Annotated in this window: 11 protein-coding genes and 4 tRNA genes; 1 reads left to right on the top strand and 14 read right to left on the bottom strand. The window is 62.1% G+C overall.

The window, feature by feature from the left end:
- Positions 1–58: 58 nt before the first annotated feature.
- The 14 genes from recQ to U4Z31_RS15240 form a co-directional block, all read right to left on the bottom strand.
- Complete coding sequence (recQ, locus tag U4Z31_RS15175) at positions 59–1,906, bottom strand: DNA helicase RecQ (protein ID WP_044849035.1); 1,848 nt, start codon at positions 1,904–1,906, stop codon at positions 59–61.
- A 241-nt stretch (positions 1,907–2,147) separates the two neighbouring features.
- The gene (gene rpoC / locus U4Z31_RS15180; RefSeq protein ID WP_044849036.1) at positions 2,148–6,389 is read right to left on the bottom strand and encodes a DNA-directed RNA polymerase subunit beta'; all 4,242 of its coding nucleotides are present in this window, start codon (positions 6,387–6,389) and stop codon (positions 2,148–2,150) included.
- Between the two features lie 21 nt (positions 6,390–6,410).
- On the bottom strand, positions 6,411–10,517 hold the full coding sequence (gene rpoB, locus U4Z31_RS15185) for a DNA-directed RNA polymerase subunit beta (RefSeq protein WP_044849037.1): 4,107 nt from the start codon (positions 10,515–10,517) through the stop codon (positions 6,411–6,413).
- Positions 10,518–10,893: 376 nt separating this feature from the next.
- Positions 10,894–11,268, bottom strand: a complete 375-nt coding sequence (gene rplL / locus U4Z31_RS15190; RefSeq protein WP_021161757.1) for a 50S ribosomal protein L7/L12 — start codon at positions 11,266–11,268, stop codon at positions 10,894–10,896.
- A 63-nt stretch (positions 11,269–11,331) separates the two neighbouring features.
- Positions 11,332–11,829 carry a 50S ribosomal protein L10 gene (gene rplJ, locus U4Z31_RS15195; protein ID WP_021161756.1) on the bottom strand — a complete coding sequence of 166 codons (498 nt, stop codon included), beginning with the start codon at positions 11,827–11,829 and terminating at the stop codon, positions 11,332–11,334.
- Between the two features lie 308 nt (positions 11,830–12,137).
- Positions 12,138–12,833 carry a 50S ribosomal protein L1 gene (rplA, locus tag U4Z31_RS15200; protein WP_044849038.1) on the bottom strand — a complete coding sequence of 232 codons (696 nt, stop codon included), beginning with the start codon at positions 12,831–12,833 and terminating at the stop codon, positions 12,138–12,140.
- Positions 12,834–13,265, bottom strand: coding sequence for a 50S ribosomal protein L11 (gene rplK, locus U4Z31_RS15205; protein WP_006400671.1), 432 nt, complete (start codon positions 13,263–13,265; stop codon positions 12,834–12,836). It lies immediately after the preceding gene.
- Between the two features lie 140 nt (positions 13,266–13,405).
- Positions 13,406–13,963 carry a transcription termination/antitermination protein NusG gene (nusG, locus tag U4Z31_RS15210; RefSeq protein WP_006400672.1) on the bottom strand — a complete coding sequence of 186 codons (558 nt, stop codon included), beginning with the start codon at positions 13,961–13,963 and terminating at the stop codon, positions 13,406–13,408.
- Between the two features lies 1 nt (position 13,964).
- Positions 13,965–14,345, bottom strand: coding sequence for a preprotein translocase subunit SecE (gene secE / locus U4Z31_RS15215; RefSeq protein ID WP_006482892.1), 381 nt, complete (start codon positions 14,343–14,345; stop codon positions 13,965–13,967).
- Between the two features lie 42 nt (positions 14,346–14,387).
- Positions 14,388–14,463: transfer RNA gene (locus U4Z31_RS15220), tRNA-Trp, on the bottom strand.
- Between the two features lie 59 nt (positions 14,464–14,522).
- The gene (tuf, locus tag U4Z31_RS15225) at positions 14,523–15,713 is read right to left on the bottom strand and encodes an elongation factor Tu (RefSeq protein WP_006482910.1); all 1,191 of its coding nucleotides are present in this window, start codon (positions 15,711–15,713) and stop codon (positions 14,523–14,525) included.
- 65 nt (positions 15,714–15,778) lie between these two features.
- Positions 15,779–15,853 (bottom strand) — tRNA-Thr (locus U4Z31_RS15230).
- A gap of 25 nt (positions 15,854–15,878) precedes the next feature.
- A tRNA-Gly gene (locus tag U4Z31_RS15235) sits at positions 15,879–15,952 on the bottom strand.
- Positions 15,953–15,995: 43 nt separating this feature from the next.
- Positions 15,996–16,081, bottom strand: a tRNA-Tyr gene (locus tag U4Z31_RS15240).
- Between the two features lie 1,357 nt (positions 16,082–17,438).
- On the opposite strand from U4Z31_RS15240, the gene U4Z31_RS15245 reads away from it, so the two are divergent.
- Positions 17,439–17,696 carry a hypothetical protein gene (locus U4Z31_RS15245; RefSeq protein WP_321810716.1) on the top strand — a complete coding sequence of 86 codons (258 nt, stop codon included), beginning with the start codon at positions 17,439–17,441 and terminating at the stop codon, positions 17,694–17,696.
- Positions 17,697–18,368: the final 672 nt, after the last annotated feature.

The following is an 18,368-nucleotide window of genomic DNA, read 5'->3' on the forward strand; positions in this document are numbered from 1 at the left end:
GGCTTGCGTGATTTGCCAGCCGCGCGGGCGGTTTACCGGAAGGGTCGGAACACCTGTGTCACGCCGATTCGACGACGTCGATGATCTCGTCGCCGAAGCGTTCGAGCTTGCGCACGCCCATGCCGGGGATATGGCGCAGGTCGTCGATCGTCTCCGGCGCGTTGCGCGCGATTTCGGCCAGCGTCGCATCGTGGAAGATCACGTAGGCCGGCACGCCGTCGGACTTCGCGGTTTCCGCGCGCCACGCGCGCAGCGCGTCCCAGCGTGCGCGCTCGCGCGTGCCCATGCCGGCCGTCGGGTCGACGCGCGTGCCGCTGCGGCTCGACGACTGGCGCGTGCGCTGCGGCTTCACGTAGCGGCGCAGCGTGACCTTCTCCTCGTTCTTCAGCACCGGCTTCGCGGCCTCGGTCAGCATCAGCGCGCCGAAGCCGCCATGGTCGACCGCGAGATAGCCGTACGCGACGAGTTGCCGGAAAATCGCGCGCCACTCGGGTTCGGACAGCGATGCGCCGATCCCGAACGTGCTGAGCTGGTCGTGGCCGCGCTGCAACACTTTCTCCGTGCGGCCGCCGCGCAGGATCTCGATCAGATGGCTCGAGCCGAAATTGAAGCCGCTCGCGCGCTGCGCGCGGAATACGCATGACAGCGCCATCTGCGCCTCGCGCGTCGCGTCCCATGAATCGGGCGGTTCGAGGCACGTGTCGCAGTTGCCGCACGGCTGGCTCGCCTCGCCGAAATAGTTGAGGAGCCGCACGCGCCGGCACGAGATCGTCTCGCACAACCCGAGCAACGCGTCGAGCTTCGACGTCTGCACGCGCTTGTGCGCGTCGTCCGCATCGGACTCGTCGATCATCTTGCGCTGCTGGACGACGTCGCCGAGCCCATACGCCATCCACGCGTTCGCCGGCATCCCGTCGCGGCCCGCACGGCCGGTTTCCTGGTAGTAGCCCTCGACGCTCTTCGGCAAATCGAGGTGCGCGACAAAGCGCACATCCGGCTTGTCGATGCCCATGCCGAACGCGATCGTGGCGCACATCACGATGCCTTCCTCGCGCTGGAACATTTCCTGGTGCTTCTGCCGTACCTCGAACTCCATCCCCGCGTGATACGGCAGCGCGCGCACACCCTGAGCCTTCAGCCATTCGGCCGTTTCCTCGACCTTGCGGCGCGACAGGCAGTAGACGACGCCCGCGTCGGTCGTGCCGTCCGCGTTCGTGTGTTCCGCGCGGATGAAATCGAGCAGCTGCGAACGCGCGTTGTCTTTCTCGACGATCCGGTAACGGATGTTCGGGCGATCGAAGCTCGACACGAACACGCGCGCGTCGTCGAGCGCAAGGCGATGGATGATCTCGTCGCGCGTGATCGCGTCGGCAGTGGCCGTCAGCGCGATGCGCGGCACCGACGGGAAGCGTTCGTGCAGCACCGACAGCTGGATGTATTCGGGACGGAAGTCATGCCCCCACTGCGACACGCAGTGCGCCTCGTCGATCGCGAACAGGCCGATCTTCGCGCGCTCGAGCAGGTCGAGGAAGCGGCCCGTCATCAGCCGCTCGGGCGCGACGTACAGCAGGTCGATCTCGCCCTCGCGCAACGCGCGCTCGGTCGCCGCGGCCTCGGCGCCCGACAGTGTCGAGTTCAGGTAGGCCGCGCGCACGCCGACTTCGCTCAGCGCGGCGACCTGGTCCTGCATCAGCGCGATCAGCGGCGACACCACGATGCCCGCGCCCTGCCCGGCCTCGCGGCGCAGCAGCGCCGGGATCTGGTAGCACAGCGACTTGCCGCCGCCCGTCGGCATCAGCACGAGGCAATCGCCGCCGCCGGCGACGTGTTCGACGATCTCGCCCTGCTGGCCGCGAAAGGCGGAATAACCAAAAACTTCGTCGAGGATTTCGAGGGCGCGGGACATGAGTGAGAACGAGGACGGCGGAAGGATGACCGCAATTTTAACAACCCGCTCGCGCAGCGCGCGGCGAATCGTGCAACGTTGGCCGATCGGACAGGGTTCGAGCGCGCGCATGACGGGCCTGCGCGACCGTGCGGCAAGCCCGTCATGCACGTGAACGACGGATAAAAAAAACCGCCCGGCGGACCGGGCGGTTTCGATGACAGCGAATACGGCAGCGTGAGGCGGCTCGCGCCGCCCGCGCTTATTCGGCTGCCGGGTGTTGCGGCTCTTCCGCCGGCGCGCTCGGCGTACCGAAGTCGAATGCCTCTTCCGCTGCGATCTGGTCGAAACGCTCGCGGTCGGACATCTCCTTCGCCTTGCGTGCCTTGTGGAACGCGAGACCCGTACCGGCCGGGATCAGACGGCCGACGATCACGTTTTCCTTCAGGCCGCGCAGATCGTCGCGCTTGCCCATGATCGCCGCTTCGGTCAGCACGCGGGTCGTTTCCTGGAACGATGCCGCGGAGATGAACGAGTCGGTCGACAGCGACGCCTTCGTGATACCGAGGAGCACGTTGTCGTACGAAGCCGGGCGCTTGCCCTCGGCGATCATGCGATCGTTCTCGTCCAGCATGTCGGAACGCTCGACCTGTTCGCCCGGGATGAAGCGCGTATCACCGTTGTCGGTGATCTGCACACGACGCAGCATCTGGCGAACGATCACCTCGATGTGCTTGTCGTTGATCTTCACGCCCTGCAGACGATACACGTCCTGCACTTCGTCGACGATGTAGCGCGACAGCGCCTCGATACCCTGCAGACGCAGGATGTCGTGCGGATCGGCCGGGCCGTCCACGATCATTTCGCCCTTGTTGACGACCTGAGCATCGTGGACCAGGACCTGCTTTTCCTTCGCGATCAGGAACTCGTGCTGATTGCCTTCGAGGTCCGTGATGACGAGACGCTGCTTGCCCTTCGTGTCCTTGCCGAACGACGTCGTACCGGTGACTTCCGCGAGAATGCCGGCATCCTTCGGCGAACGCGCTTCGAACAGTTCCGCCACCCGCGGCAGACCGCCGGTAATGTCACGCGTCTTCTGCGCTTCGGTCGGGATACGTGCAAGCACTTCACCCACCTGCACTTGCTGGCCGTCCTTCACGGTGATCAGTGCGCCGACCTGGAAGCCGATCTGCACTGCGTGCTCCGTGCCCGGGATCTTCACTTCGTCGCCGTTCGCGTCGAGCAGTTTCACCTGCGGACGCACGCTCTTCGAAGCTTGCGAACCACGACGCTTCACGTCGATCACGACCAGCGTCGACAGGCCGGTCACGTCGTCGATCTGCTTCGCGACGGTCACGCCTTCCTCGACGTTCTCGAACTTCACCGTACCACCGTACTCGGTGATGATCGGACGCGTCATCGGGTCCCACGTCGCCAGCTGCGTGCCGGCCTTGATCGTCGCGCCGTCGAGCTGCAGCAGCGTCGCGCCGTACGGCACCTTGTGACGCTCGCGCTCGCGACCGAAATCGTCGGTGATCAGCGCCTCGCCCGAACGCGAAATGACGATCTGCTCGCCCTTCGCGTTGGTGACGTAACGCATCGTCGCCGTGAAACGCACGATACCGTTGCTCTTCGCTTCGACCGACGACGCCACTGCCGCACGCGATGCCGCACCACCGATGTGGAACGTACGCATCGTCAGCTGCGTGCCCGGTTCACCGATCGACTGTGCCGCGATCACGCCGACTGCTTCGCCGACGTTCACGAGCGAGCCGCGGCCGAGGTCACGGCCGTAGCAGGCCGCGCACAGACCGTAACGCGTTTCGCAGGTCAGCGGCGTGCGCACGCGCACTTCGTCGATGCCGAGGCGTTCGATTTCCTCGACCGCCGTTTCGTCGAGCAGCGTGCCCGATTCGTACAGCGTTTCCTGCGTTTCCGGGTTCACGACGTCCGCGACCGCAACGCGGCCGAGGATACGGTCGCGCAGCGCTTCGACGACTTCACCGCCTTCGACCAGCGCCTTCATCGCGACGCCGTTCGACGTGCCGCAATCGTCCTCGACCACCACCAGATCCTGCGTGACGTCGACGAGACGACGCGTCAGGTAACCCGAGTTCGCGGTCTTCAGTGCCGTATCAGCCAGACCCTTACGTGCACCGTGGGTCGAGATGAAGTACTGCAACACGTTCAGGCCTTCGCGGAAGTTCGCGGTAATCGGCGTCTCGATAATCGAGCCGTCCGGCTTCGCCATCAGGCCTCGCATACCGGCCAGCTGACGAATCTGCACCGCCGAACCCCGGGCGCCCGAGTCGGCCATCATGTAGATCGAGTTGAACGACTCCTGGCGCGTCTCGTTGCCGTCGCGGTCCGTCACCGGCTCCGTCGACAGCTGCTCCATCATCGCCTTGCCGACCGCTTCCGACGTTGCCGACCAGATGTCGACCACGTTGTTGTAGCGTTCCTGCGCGGTGACGAGACCCGACATGTACTGGCGGTCGTACTCCTTCACCTTCTTCGCGGCGTCGCCGACGATCGTTTCCTTCTGCGGCGGCACGAGCATGTCGTCCACGCAGATCGAAATGCCGGCACGCGTCGCGAGGCGGAAACCCGACTGCATCAGCTGGTCGGCGAACACGACCGTCGCACGCAGACCGCACTTGCGGAATGCGGTGTTGATCAGGCGCGAGATTTCCTTCTTCTTCAGCGGCTTGTTCAGCACCGAGAACGGCAGGCCGTGCGGCAGGATCTCCGACAGGATCGCGCGACCGACGGTCGTCGCGTACAGCGAGATCTTCGGCACGAATTCCGGCGCGCCTTCCGACGTGTCCTCGTTGCGGACCATTTCGGTGATCCGCACGTTGACGCGCGAGGCCAGCTCGACTTCCTTGTTCTCGTACGCGCGGATCACTTCCGACACGCCGGTGAACGACAGGCCTTCGCCCTTGCCGTTGATCGCTTCGCGGGTCGCGTAGTACAGACCCAGCACGATATCCTGCGACGGCACGATCGACGGATCGCCGTTGGCCGGGAACAGCACGTTGTTCGACGCCAGCATCAGCGTACGCGCTTCCATCTGCGCTTCGAGCGACAGCGGCACGTGAACGGCCATCTGGTCACCGTCGAAGTCGGCGTTGAACGCCGCGCAGACGAGCGGGTGCAGCTGAATCGCCTTGCCTTCGATCAGCACCGGCTCGAACGCCTGGATACCGAGACGGTGCAGCGTCGGCGCACGGTTCAGCATCACCGGGTGCTCGCGGATCACCTCTTCGAGGATGTCCCACACCACCGGCGTCTGGTTCTCGACTTCCTTCTTCGCAGCCTTGATGGTCGTCGCGACGCCCATCACTTCCAGCTTGTTGAAGATGAACGGCTTGAACAGCTCGAGCGCCATCAGCTTCGGCAGACCGCACTGGTGCAGCTTCAGCGTCGGGCCGACCACGATGACCGAACGGCCCGAGTAGTCGACGCGCTTGCCCAGCAGGTTCTGACGGAAACGACCGCCCTTGCCCTTGATCATGTCGGCGAGCGACTTCAGCGGACGCTTGTTCGCGCCCGTCATCGCCTTGCCGCGACGACCGTTGTCGAGCAGCGAGTCGACGGCTTCCTGCAGCATCCGCTTTTCGTTGCGGACGATGATTTCAGGTGCCTTCAGCTCGAGCAGACGCTTCAACCGGTTGTTACGGTTGATCACGCGGCGATACAGGTCGTTCAGGTCCGACGTCGCGAAACGGCCGCCGTCCAGCGGCACGAGCGGACGCAGTTCCGGCGGCAGCACCGGCAGCACTTCGAGGATCATCCACTCGGGCTTGATGCCCGAGCGCTGGAATGCCTCGAGGACCTTCAGGCGCTTCGCGTACTTCTTGATCTTCGCTTCCGAGCCGGTGTTCTTCAGCTCGGTGCGCAGCGTCTCGACCTGCTCGTCGATGTTGATCGCACGCAGCAGTTCACGCACGCCTTCCGCGCCCATCTCGGCACGGAATTCGTCGCCGTATTCCTCGACCTTGTTGTAGTAATCCTCTTCGGTCATGATCTGCCGCGCCTTCAGCGGCGTCATGCCCGGTTCGATCACCACGTATGCTTCGAAGTACAGCACGCGTTCGATGTCGCGCAGCGTCATGTCGAGCACCATGCCCAGACGCGACGGCAGCGACTTCAGGAACCAGATGTGCGCGACCGGCGAGGCCAGCTCGATGTGGCCCATCCGTTCGCGACGCACCTTCGCCAGCGTCACTTCGACGCCGCACTTCTCGCAGATCACGCCGCGGTGCTTCAGGCGCTTGTACTTGCCGCACAGGCACTCGTAGTCCTTGATCGGCCCGAAGATCTTCGCGCAGAACAGACCATCGCGTTCCGGCTTGAACGTACGGTAGTTGATGGTCTCCGGCTTCTTCACTTCGCCGAACGACCACGAGCGGATCTTGTCCGGCGAGGCCAGACCGATCTTGATCGCGTCGAAAACTTCTTCCTGTTGGACTTGCTTGAATAGATCGAGCAGAGCTTTCATTGCCTTCTCTCCGTAGTCCGATTAATTGCGGTCGAGATCGATGTCGATACCGAGCGAGCGGATTTCCTTCACGAGCACGTTGAAGGATTCCGGCATGCCTGCATCGATCACGTGATCGCCCTTGACGAGGTTCTCGTAAACCTTCGTCCGGCCGGTCACGTCGTCCGACTTCACCGTCAGCATTTCCTGCAGCACGTAGGACGCGCCGTACGCTTCGAGTGCCCACACTTCCATTTCACCGAAACGCTGGCCACCGAACTGCGCCTTACCACCCAGCGGCTGCTGCGTGACGAGCGAGTACGGGCCGGTCGAACGTGCGTGCATCTTGTCGTCGACCAAGTGGTGCAGCTTCAGGTAGTGCATGTAGCCGAGCGTCACGCGACGTTCGAACATTTCACCCGTGCGGCCGTCGTACAGGCGAACCTGGTTCTTCGACGGGTTCATGCCGAGCTGTTCCGCGATGTCGTCCGGGAACGCGAGGTCGAGCATCTTGCCCATTTCTTCCTCGGTCGCACCGTCGAACACCGGCGTTGCAAACGGCACGCCTTCGCGCAGGTTCTTCGCGAGTTCGAGGATCTCGTCGTCGGTGAAGCTTTCCAGGTCTTCCTGGCGGCCCGACTCGTTGTAGATCTTCGTCAGGAACACGCGCAGTTCCTCGATCTTCGCCTGACGCTGCAGCATTTCGCCGATACGCCAGCCGAGGCCCTTCGCGGCCCAGCCGAGGTGCACTTCCAGAACCTGACCCACGTTCATCCGCGACGGAACGCCCAGCGGGTTCAGCACGACGTCTGCCGGACGGCCGTCGGCCATGTACGGCATGTCTTCGATCGGGACGATCTTCGACACGACACCCTTGTTACCGTGACGGCCCGCCATCTTGTCGCCAGGCTGCAGGCGACGCTTGACCGCGAGGTACACCTTGACCATCTTCAGCACGCCCGGCGGCAGTTCGTCGCCTTGCGTGAGCTTCTTGCGCTTCTCTTCGAACGCGAGGTCGAACTGGTGACGCTTCTCTTCGATCGAGTTCTTGATCGCTTCGAGCGATGCCGCTGCTTCGTCGTCCGCGAGGCGGATGTCGAACCAGTGGTAGTGGTCGAGGTCTTCCAGGTAAGCCTGGTCGATCTTCGTGCCCTTCGCGAGCTTCTTCGGACCGCCGTTCGCGACCTTGCCCACCAGCATGCGTGCGAGACGCTGGAACGCGTCGCCTTCCACGATGCGCAGCTGGTCGTTCAGGTCGAGACGGTAGCGCTTCAGTTCGTCGTCGATGATCTGTTGCGCGCGCTTGTCGCGCTGGATGCCTTCACGCGTGAACACCTGGACGTCGATCACGGTGCCGCTCATGCCCGACGGCACGCGCAGCGACGTGTCCTTCACGTCCGAAGCCTTCTCGCCGAAGATCGCGCGCAGCAGCTTCTCTTCCGGCGTCAGCTGGGTCTCGCCCTTCGGCGTGACCTTGCCGACCAGCACGTCGCCCGCTTCGACTTCAGCACCGATGTACACGATGCCCGATTCGTCGAGACGGCCGAGCTGGACTTCCGCCAGGTTCGAGATGTCGCGCGTGATTTCTTCCGGCCCGAGCTTCGTGTCGCGTGCAACGACGTTCAGCTCTTCGATGTGGATCGACGTGTAGCGATCGTCCGCAACGACCTTCTCCGAGATCAGGATCGAGTCTTCGAAGTTGTAGCCGTTCCACGGCATGAACGCGATCAGCATGTTCTGGCCGAGCGCGAGCTCGCCCAGGTCCGTCGAGGCGCCGTCGGCCAGCACGTCGCCGCGCGAGACCTTGTCGCCCATCTTCACGATCGGACGCTGGTTGATGTTCGTGTTCTGGTTCGAACGCGTGTACTTGATCAGGTTGTAGATGTCGACACCGACTTCACCCGCGACCGCTTCGTCGTCGTTCACGCGAATCACGATACGGCCTGCGTCGACGTAGTCGACGACGCCGCCGCGGAACGCCTGGACCGTCGTGCCCGAGTCGACCGCGCAGGTGCGCTCGATGCCCGTACCGACGACCGGCTTTTCCGGACGCAGACACGGCACGGCCTGACGCTGCATGTTCGAACCCATCAGTGCACGGTTCGCGTCGTCGTGCTCGAGGAACGGGATCAGCGAAGCTGCAACCGACACGATCTGCGACGGCGCGACGTCCATGTACTGGATACGGTCCGGCGTGACCATCATCGTTTCGCCGGCTTCACGCGACGACACGAGTTCGTCGATCAGCGTGCCGTTCTCGTCGATCGCGGCGTTCGCCTGCGCGATCATGTAGCGGCCTTCCTCGATCGCCGACAGGTAGTCGATCTGGTCGGTCACCTTGCTGTCCACGACCTTGCGGTACGGCGTCTCGAGGAAGCCGTACTCGTTCAGGTGCGCGTACAGTGCGAGCGAGTTGATCAGACCGATGTTCGGACCTTCCGGCGTTTCGATCGGGCACACGCGGCCATAGTGGGTCGGGTGCACGTCACGCACTTCGAAGCCTGCGCGTTCGCGCGTCAGACCGCCCGGGCCCAGTGCGGAAACACGGCGCTTGTGCGTGATTTCCGACAGCGGGTTGGTCTGGTCCATGAACTGCGACAGCTGCGACGAACCGAAGAACTCGCGGATCGCCGACGAAATCGGCTTCGAGTTGATCAGGTCGTGCGGCATCAGGTTTTCGCTTTCGGCCTGGCCGAGGCGTTCCTTGACCGCGCGCTCGACACGCACGAGACCCGCGCGGAACTGGTTTTCCGCCAGTTCGCCGACGCAACGCACGCGACGGTTGCCGAGGTGGTCGATGTCGTCCACTTCGCCCTTGCCGTTGCGCAGCTCGACGAGGATCTTGATCGTCGCGAGGATGTCGTCGTCCTGCAGCGTCATCGGGCCGACGATCTCGTCACGGCCGACGCGGCGGTTGAACTTCATGCGGCCGACCTTCGACAGGTCGTACGCTTCTTCGCTGTAGAACAGACGGTTGAACAGCGCCTCGACCGCTTCTTCGGTCGGCGGCTCGCCCGGACGCATCATGCGGTAGATCGCGATGCGCGCGGCCGTCTTGTCGGTCGTTTCGTCGACACGCAACGTCGACGAGATGTACGGACCCTGGTCCAGATCGTTCGTGTAGAGCGTCTGGATGTCCTTGATGTCCGCTTCGCGCAGCTTCTCGAGCACGCTTTCCGTGACTTCGTCGTTCGCGCTCGCGATCACTTCGCCGGTGTCGCCGTCGACGACGTTCTTCGCCAGCACGCGGCCGAGCAGATAGTCTTCCGGCACCGAGATGAACTTGGTCTTCGCGGCTTCGAGGTCGCGAATGTGCTTCGCGTTGATCCGCTTGTCCTTCTGGACGATGACCTTGCCATCACGATCCGTGATGTCGAAGCGCGCGACTTCACCACGCAGGCGCTCGGGCACGAACTCGAGTTGCGCGCCTTCGCCCATCAGCGTGAAGTTGTCGAACACGAAGAAGTTCGCGAGGATCTGTTCCGGCGTCAGGCCGATGGCCTTCAGCAGGATCGTGACCGGCATCTTGCGGCGACGGTCGACGCGGAAGTACAGGATGTCCTTCGGATCGAATTCGAAGTCGAGCCACGAGCCGCGGTACGGAATGATCCGTGCCGAGAACAGCAGCTTGCCCGAGCTGTGCGTCTTGCCCTTGTCGTGTTCGAAGAACACGCCCGGCGAACGGTGCAGCTGCGAGACGATGACACGCTCGGTGCCGTTGATGACGAACGAGCCCGTCGGCGTCATGAGCGGAATTTCGCCCATGTACACTTCCTGCTCCTTCACTTCCTTGACGACCGGCTTGTTCGGCGATTCCTTGTCGAGGATGACGAGGCGGACCTTCGCGCGCAGCGCGGAGCAGTACGTCAGGCCACGCTGCTGGCATTCCTTGATGTTGAATGCCGGCGCGGACAACGCATAGCTCACGAACTCGAGGCGCGCGAAGCCGTTGTGCGAAACAATGGGAAATACCGATGTGAAGGCGGCCTGCAAACCTTCAGGCTTGCGTTGCGCGCCAGGCACATCGGCTTGCAGAAACGTGCTGAATGATTCAAGCTGGGTGGCCAGCAAGAACGGAACTTGGTGAACGATGGGGCGCTTCGCGAAACTCTTGCGAATGCGCTTCTTCTCGGTGAAGGAATATTGCATACGATCTCCGAATCACGGCGGGTGCTGTCGAGGCGGGATACCTGGACGTTTCAAACCCGAGTGTTCACCGACTGAGACCCGATGGCCGCCCGATGGCTTGAACGAGCCGAGAAGCTTGGTGGTTGGCCGCTACCAACCGCTGGCTGACGGCAGCGGATGCCTGTGTTGCCCGCTACCCGACCAAACTTGCCTTCTGCAGTCGCTTCAGAAGACAAAGAGAAACGCCAATCGATGCATTGACAACGATTCGGCGGTTTTCTTTGGCTTCTGGGGCCGATTATTCGGGCTCCCGAATGAGTGCCAGAATAACGTCCCCACAAAGCACAAAAAGGCCGGCGGTGAAAATACCGCCAGCCTTCGCACAGCGCGTCGAAACTTACTTGACTTCGACCTTCGCGCCTGCTTCTTCCAGCTTCTTCTTGGCTTCTTCAGCAGCAGCCTTGTCGACGCCTTCCTTGACAGCCTTCGGTGCGCCGTCAACGACGTCCTTCGCTTCCTTCAGGCCCAGGCCCGTCAGTTCGCGAACTGCCTTGATGACTGCAACCTTGTTGCTGCCTGCTTCAGCCAGAACGACCGTGAATTCGGTCTTTTCTTCTGCAGCAGCAGCAGCGCCGCCGCCTGCCGGGCCAGCGACTGCCACTGCAGCTGCCGACACGCCAAACTTCTCTTCGAACGCCTTGACCAGTTCGTTCAGTTCCAGAACGGTCATCCCTTCGACTGCTGCCAGGATGTCTTCTTTTGCGATTGCCATTTGAAATACTCCTAAATTGAATTCGGATACAGCCAGCGATCAGTAACGCTGATGCACGTTCGCTTACGCAGCTTCCGCTTGCTTCTTCTCGGCGAGCGCGGCCAGGGCACGCGCGAAGCCCGAAACAGGCGATTGCATAACGAACAGCAGCTTCGAGAGCAGTTCTTCACGGCTCGGGATGCTTGCCAGCGCTTGCACGCCAGCCTTGTCCATCACCTTGCCATCGAACGAACCAGCCTTGATGACCAACTTGTCATTGCTCTTGCTGAAGTCGTTGACGACCTTAGCAGCGGCAATTGCATCTTCCGAGATGCCGTAGATCAGCGGACCAGTCATCTGCTCTGCCAGCGGAGCAAACGGGGTACCTTCAACAGCGCGACGCGCCAGCGTGTTCTTCAACACGCGCAGGTAAACCTGTTGCTCACGCGCTTTCGCGCGCAGCTTGGTCAGATCGCCAACCGCAATTCCACGATACTCAGCCAGCACAACGGTCTGGGCCTTCGCGACTTGCGCGGAAACCTCAGCGACGACGGCTTGCTTGTCTTCTCTATTAAGCGGCACGGTTAGCCTCCAGAAACGATACGTTCGGCGCGGCCGGCATGGCCGAAACCTCACGTACCTCGTTCAACAACGGCGTCCGACCTCGTTAGGAGTATTTCCACCTCACGCCGTGAATCGCTTCACGACCTGCGGCTTCACCACTGCAAAACTTTTTCGGGTTCGCCATCTGCGTTGGCTTGAATTAAGGGATCGCCTGCCTGCTGCGCCCCACCAACGGTCTTTGATAACCGGTTGCCCGCCCAACTGCACGAACAACCGCCCAAAGCCCATGTAGGCCGCTTCGCGAACGAAGCGGCCCGAATACTTTCTTACGCTGCCAGCGTAGCCTGGTCGACACGCACGCCGACGCCCATCGTGCTCGACAGTGCGATCTTGCGCAGGTAGACGCCCTTGCTCGTTGCCGGCTTCGCCTTCTGCAGCGCTTCGATCAGCGCCGACAGGTTCGAACGCAGTGCAGTCGATTCGAACGATGCACGGCCGATGGTCGCGTGGATGATACCGGCCTTGTCGACACGGAATTGCACCTGACCAGCCTTCGCGTTCTTGACGGCGGTTGCGACGTCCGGCGTGACCGTGCCGACCTTCGGGTTCGGCATCAGGCCGCGCGGGCCGAGGATCTGACCGAGCGTACCGACGATACGCATCGTGTCCGGCGAAGCGATCACGATGTCGAAGTCCATCTGGCCAGCCTTGATCTGCTCAGCCAGGTCTTCCATACCGACGATTTCCGCGCCTGCAGCACGAGCCTGCTCGGCCTTCTCGCCTTGCGCGAACACGGCAACGCGAACCGACTTGCCCGTACCTGCCGGCAGAACGACCGAACCACGAACGACCTGGTCCGACTTCTTCGCATCGATGCCGAGCTGGACTGCGACGTCGATCGATTCGTTGAACTTCGCGCTCGCGCATTCCTTCACGAGTGCCAGTGCGTCTTCGATCGCGTACAGCTTCTGACGGTCGACCTTGGCGGCAAATGCCTGACGGCGCTTGGAGATCTTAGCCATTTACACGCCCTCCACAGTGATGCCCATCGAGCGTGCGCTACCAGCGATGGTGCGAACGGCTGCGTCCAGATCAGCTGCCGTAAGGTCCGGCATCTTGGTCTTCGCGATTTCTTCGGCTTGAGCGCGCGTGATCGAACCGACCTTGTCGGTGTGCGGCTTGCTCGAGCCCTTGTCCACCTTCGCCGCCTTCTTGATCAGGACGGTTGCCGGCGGCGTCTTCATCACGAACGTGAAGCTCTTGTCAGCGTATGCCGTGATGACCACCGGCACCGGCAGACCCGGCTCCATGCCTTGAGTCTGCGCGTTGAACGCCTTGCAGAACTCCATGATGTTCAGGCCGCGCTGGCCCAGTGCCGGACCGACCGGCGGCGACGGGTTGGCTTTACCTGCAGGAATCTGCAGCTTGATAAAGCCGACAATCTTCTTTGCCATTTGTAAACCTCGTTGGAACGCCAGACGGCGTTCGGTGAGTGATAACGCGCGTTCGCCGCTGGCTACTGACGCTCCTCAACGGCCATAACGCGGACCGTAAGCGCGAAGGTGGGCAGCCGAGGCTGCCCACCGAATCGGGATCAAACTTTTTCGACCTGGCCGAACTCGAGTTCGACCGGAGTGGATCGGCCAAAGATCGTGACCGACACACGCACGCGCGATTTTTCGTAGTTGACTTCTTCGACCGTGCCGTTGAAGTCCGTGAACGGGCCTTCCTTGACACGCACCATCTCGCCAACTTCGAACAGGGTCTTCGGGCGCGGCTTCTCGACGCCTTCCTGCATCTGCGACATGATCTTTTCGACTTCCTTCGGGGAAATCGGAGTCGGGCGGTTACGCGCACCGCCGACGAAACCCGTGACCTTCGCCGTGTTCTTCACGAGGTGCCACGTTTCGTCCGTCATTTCCATTTCCACCAGCACGTAGCCGGGGAAGAAACGACGCTCGGTTACTGCCTTGTGGCCACCTTTGACTTCGACCACTTCTTCGGTCGGAACCAGGATCTGACCGAATTTATCCTGCATGCCAGCACGTTCGATGCGCTCCTGAAGCGCACGCTGCACGCTCTTCTCCATACCGGAGTAGGCGTGCACGACGTACCAACGCTTTCCGCTCGGGGATGCCGGAGTATCGCTCATATCATTTCCAACCCAGAATCGCCGAGAAAATCACCCATTCGATCGATTTGTCACTCAACCAGAGGAAAATCGCCATCACGAGCACGAAACCGAACACGACGAGTGTGGTTTGCGTTGCTTCCTTGCGGGTGGGCCAAACGACCTTGCGGACTTCCTTGTACGAATCCTTGGCAAACGCGATGAGGCTCTTGCCAGGTGCGGACATCAGGCCGACGGCCACGCCGGCGATGATACCTACCGCCAATGCGGCACCGCGGACATACCACTGCTGGTTGGCCAGCCAGAAGAAGCCCACGAATCCGGCCAAGACCAGCAATACGCCCAGGGCCAGCATCAGCTTATCGCCGGAGGTATTTACAGTTTCGACGGATGGATTCGCCATAACACCTTAAAACAAATGCCACGTGGGACACGTGGCGATTTTTGGCAGGGGCAGAGGGAATCGAACCCCCAACCTTCGGTTTTGGAGACCGACGCTCTGCCAGTTGAGCTATACCCCTAAACCATGCTGGGGCTGGCTGTTGCCAGCCCCAAAACTGTCGATCAACGAATAACTGGCTTACTCGATGATCTTGGCGACGACGCCGGCGCCGACGGTACGGCCGCCTTCGCGGATTGCGAAGCGCAGACCTTCTTCCATCGCGATCGGAGCGATCAGCTTCACCGTGATCGACACGTTGTCGCCCGGCATCACCATTTCCTTGTCCTTCGGCAACTCGATCGAGCCCGTCACGTCCGTCGTACGGAAGTAGAACTGCGGACGGTAGTTGTTGAAGAACGGCGTGTGACGGCCGCCTTCGTCCTTGCTCAGCACGTACACTTCAGCCGTGAAGTGCGTGTGCGGCGTGATCGAACCCGGCTTCGCCAGAACCTGGCCACGCTCCACGTCTTCACGCTTCGTGCCGCGCAGCAGGATACCGACGTTGTCGCCTGCCTGACCTTGGTCCAGCAGCTTGCGGAACATTTCAACGCCCGTGCAGGTCGTCTTCACCGTCGGCTTGATACCGACGATTTCGATTTCTTCGCCGACCTTCACGATGCCGCGCTCGACACGACCCGTCACCACCGTACCACGGCCCGAGATCGAGAACACGTCTTCCACCGGCATCAGGAACGCGCCGTCAACTGCACGCTCCGGCGTCGGGATGTACGTGTCCAGCGCGTCGGCCAGGCTCATGATCGCCACTTCGCCCAGCTCGCCCGTGTCGCCTTCCAGCGCCAGCTTGGCCGAACCCTTCACGATCGGCGTGTCGTCGCCCGGGAAGTCGTACTTCGACAGGAGTTCGCGAACTTCCATCTCGACCAGCTCGAGCAGTTCAGCGTCGTCCACCATGTCGCACTTGTTCAGGAACACGATGATGTACGGAACGCCAACCTGACGTGCCAGCAGGATGTGCTCACGCGTCTGCGGCATCGGGCCGTCTGCTGCCGAGCAAACCAGGATCGCGCCGTCCATCTGTGCCGCGCCCGTGATCATGTTCTTCACATAGTCAGCGTGGCCCGGGCAGTCGACGTGTGCGTAGTGGCGGTTAGCCGTTTCGTACTCGACGTGTGCCGTGTTGATCGTGATGCCGCGCGCCTTTTCTTCCGGTGCCGCGTCGATCTGGTCGTAAGCCTTCGCTTCGCCGCCGAACTTCTTCGTCAGCACCGTCGTGATCGCTGCCGTCAGCGTCGTCTTGCCGTGGTCAACGTGACCAATCGTACCAACGTTGACGTGCGGCTTGGTCCGCTCAAACTTTTCCTTGGCCATTTTCAACTCCCGAAAGGAATTTCACATGTTGCGCCGCGCGCAAACAGACACTGACTTTTTACTGCTGGTGCCCATGGGCAGGATCGAACTGCCGACCTCTCCCTTACCAAGGGAGTGCTCTACCACTGAGCCACATGGGCGGTATTACGCTTCAACTACACGGACTGGAGCGGGTGAAGGGAATCGAACCCTCGTCGTAAGCTTGGAAGGCTTCTGCTCTACCATTGAGCTACACCCGCACGGGCCACTAACGATTCCCTACCGCTCTCTGCGCTGATGTTCTGGTGGAGGAGGTTGGATTCGAACCAACGTAGGCGTAAGCCAACAGATTTACAGTCTGCCCCCTTTAGCCACTCGGGCACCCCTCCGTAGAGAACTGACGATTATGGGGGTGCATCGCACTCTTGTCAAGCACATCTGGAAGATTATTTTCATTCTCTTCCAGCGCACCCTGGCGACTCACCCGACACCCGCGCTCACCCGGCTGAGGCAAGCACAAGAGGATCGCCGATCGGCGCCCACATCTTCGTCAGACTCCGTCTTCAGCTTCGATTTGCATCTTCGCTGAAAACGAAAGACCGCCATGATACGACCTCTCACGCATAATGCCAAGCGGGTAAACGCAAAAAATTTGCAATTTCCATGCCGGAGGAATCTGCAAGGCCTCCGGCGCGAGCCCAGGGGGTGAGGTTGATTAATGGCAACACATCAGCACCCCGCCAAACCCGGGACAACCGGCTTCTGCGCGCAAGGGTTTCCGGCAAACGGGGTGCCGAAGCCGGATTCCAGGGAAGGCGTCGCCGTTCCCGCTTGCTCCGTTGCGACACCGGAATCGAACCCGGAAAGCACCTAGGGGCCATCTTCGCCCCCTCCCCTCATCACCACTGACGGAAGGCACGCGCGGTACCATCCCGTGTCCCGCGATCATGCCGACCGCTCTCCCGTTTCCCTGCCTCCACGCGATACCCTGTCGTCCTTCTTGCCTTCGCACTGGTCTTTGCTTCCTCGGTGGCACATGCAGGCAACATCGACAACGCGTGGTGCAGCACGGGAAGGATCGCGGCAGTCCGAGAGCCGACGCATTCCGGGCGCCACACCGCCAGGCGCGCGAAAGGCGCCGCGGCTCGCGCGACGCATGAGACTTAAAACCGGCCGTCGACGCCGTCTGCTTGTTGGCCACCAGCACGCGGCGACGCCCGCGAGTCACGACCCCGGAAGCGATCGCGTACGCGTGGTTGCCGAACGAGCGTCAACCTACGTTATCGCGGCTGATAGCGACGCTGGCACCTTGCGAGAAGGTCCAACAGCTCGGCCTGCCTAGATGTCTTGGTGCCGCTGATGCGCGACGACCTGCGCCCGCACGCCTGCTGCCACATCGCTTGCGTGTCGCCGTCGCTGCGAACGTTCAGCAGTGCAGCGCGCATTGTGTCGAACCGTCCTTCGTGCAAGCCGACCACCATGAATGTCTGGGCGGCCTATCGCGGCGAGGCTGCGCTATACACGCGCCATCCGACGTGTGGATACGAGTGGAACCTCGTTCAGTCAAGCGCGGAGCTGCATCGGCTTTGACCGGGGCGCCTGTACGTCGCCCCGTACGAACCAGGCGGCAGGGAAGCCGACATTCAACGCGGGTTCGTCGACATCGACTACTCACTGCCCGGCGATGCTCATGTCGACCCGGAGCCATGGCAGCAGCACGATCCGCCGATTCGCCCGATCGAGCGCTTGGCACTGGGTAGTCCAAGCACTGCATGCACGGTGCGGTCGTCCGGCATCAACGCGGACGGTACGCATTTCGGATTGATGGGCGAAGGCCGCCACTATTTCGGGGGCACCGCCTATTCGCTCGTCGAAGAAATTCGCCTCCGCGACGCCTTCGCGCCGATGGAAGGCCTCATGGCGGTTGCGGTCGTCACGCATATGCCGACGGGCGCGCGATCTCGGCCTCGCGCTGTCGCCGAGGCAGCCGTGGATTTACCTTGAAACGCGCCAATCACACACCAGCACCTCGAAACGGAATCGACGACGTTGGGCGGAGATAACCGATATACACCAATTAATAGCCCGAGATAATGGACTCCGATTTGCGATGGCTAGACTTGCCGTGCAATGTGCTCGAGGAGGTAAATAACGGGAGAACGAGCGGAGGCGCGATCACTTCGAGCATGACGCGGCCATCGGCGGCACCCCGGCGATTGACGGAGCCTTCGGCTGCGCGCAAGGGTGCCCCCTGCCGCGCCCCTGGTCGGTTCATCACAGGATGGAAACCGCACGGAACTCGAAGCCAGTGGCAACCGAGATGATAGACGTGGTAGATCTCGCTGCGCGGGTTCGATGCAGTCAACGATGATGAGGAGCAGGATGCGTCAATGAGCCGCCATCTGCTCAAACAATTCGGCGCCGATCAGACTCTCGCGCTGCGAGCGGTGCAAGACTGGCCGCCCTAGCCGCGGAGTTACCGGCAGCAGCGGGGTCGAGCCACTCGTCCATTCGCGACACGGCGCGCGGCGTACATGAAAGTCCCGCCCGCCCGCTCGACCAGCCAGCCAGCCAGCCAGCCAGCTTGCTTGCTTGCTTGCTTGCTTGCTTGCTTGCTTGCGCCAACGCCAACGCCAACGCCAACGCCAACGCCAACGCCCGGCGGTGATTGAACAT

Origin of the sequence: Burkholderia sp. BCC1985 (assembly GCF_905339915.1) — a bacterium.
Taxonomy (GTDB): Bacteria; Pseudomonadota; Gammaproteobacteria; order Burkholderiales; family Burkholderiaceae; genus Burkholderia.

What these genes read in the sequence shown, in the direction of transcription:
- rplA (WP_044849038.1), bottom strand. Translation starts at nt 12,833, where the DNA reads ATGGCTAAGATCTCCAAGCGCCGTCAGGCATTTGCCGCCAAGGTCGAC.
- rplL (WP_021161757.1), bottom strand. Translation starts at nt 11,268, where the DNA reads ATGGCAATCGCAAAAGAAGACATCCTGGCAGCAGTCGAAGGGATGACC.
- secE (WP_006482892.1), bottom strand. Translation starts at nt 14,345, where the DNA reads ATGGCGAATCCATCCGTCGAAACTGTAAATACCTCCGGCGATAAGCTG.
- rpoB (WP_044849037.1), bottom strand. Translation starts at nt 10,517, where the DNA reads ATGCAATATTCCTTCACCGAGAAGAAGCGCATTCGCAAGAGTTTCGCG.
- nusG (WP_006400672.1), bottom strand. Translation starts at nt 13,963, where the DNA reads ATGAGCGATACTCCGGCATCCCCGAGCGGAAAGCGTTGGTACGTCGTG.
- recQ (WP_044849035.1), bottom strand. Translation starts at nt 1,906, where the DNA reads ATGTCCCGCGCCCTCGAAATCCTCGACGAAGTTTTTGGTTATTCCGCC.
- rpoC (WP_044849036.1), bottom strand. Translation starts at nt 6,389, where the DNA reads ATGAAAGCTCTGCTCGATCTATTCAAGCAAGTCCAACAGGAAGAAGTT.
- tuf (WP_006482910.1), bottom strand. Translation starts at nt 15,713, where the DNA reads ATGGCCAAGGAAAAGTTTGAGCGGACCAAGCCGCACGTCAACGTTGGT.
- rplK (WP_006400671.1), bottom strand. Translation starts at nt 13,265, where the DNA reads ATGGCAAAGAAGATTGTCGGCTTTATCAAGCTGCAGATTCCTGCAGGT.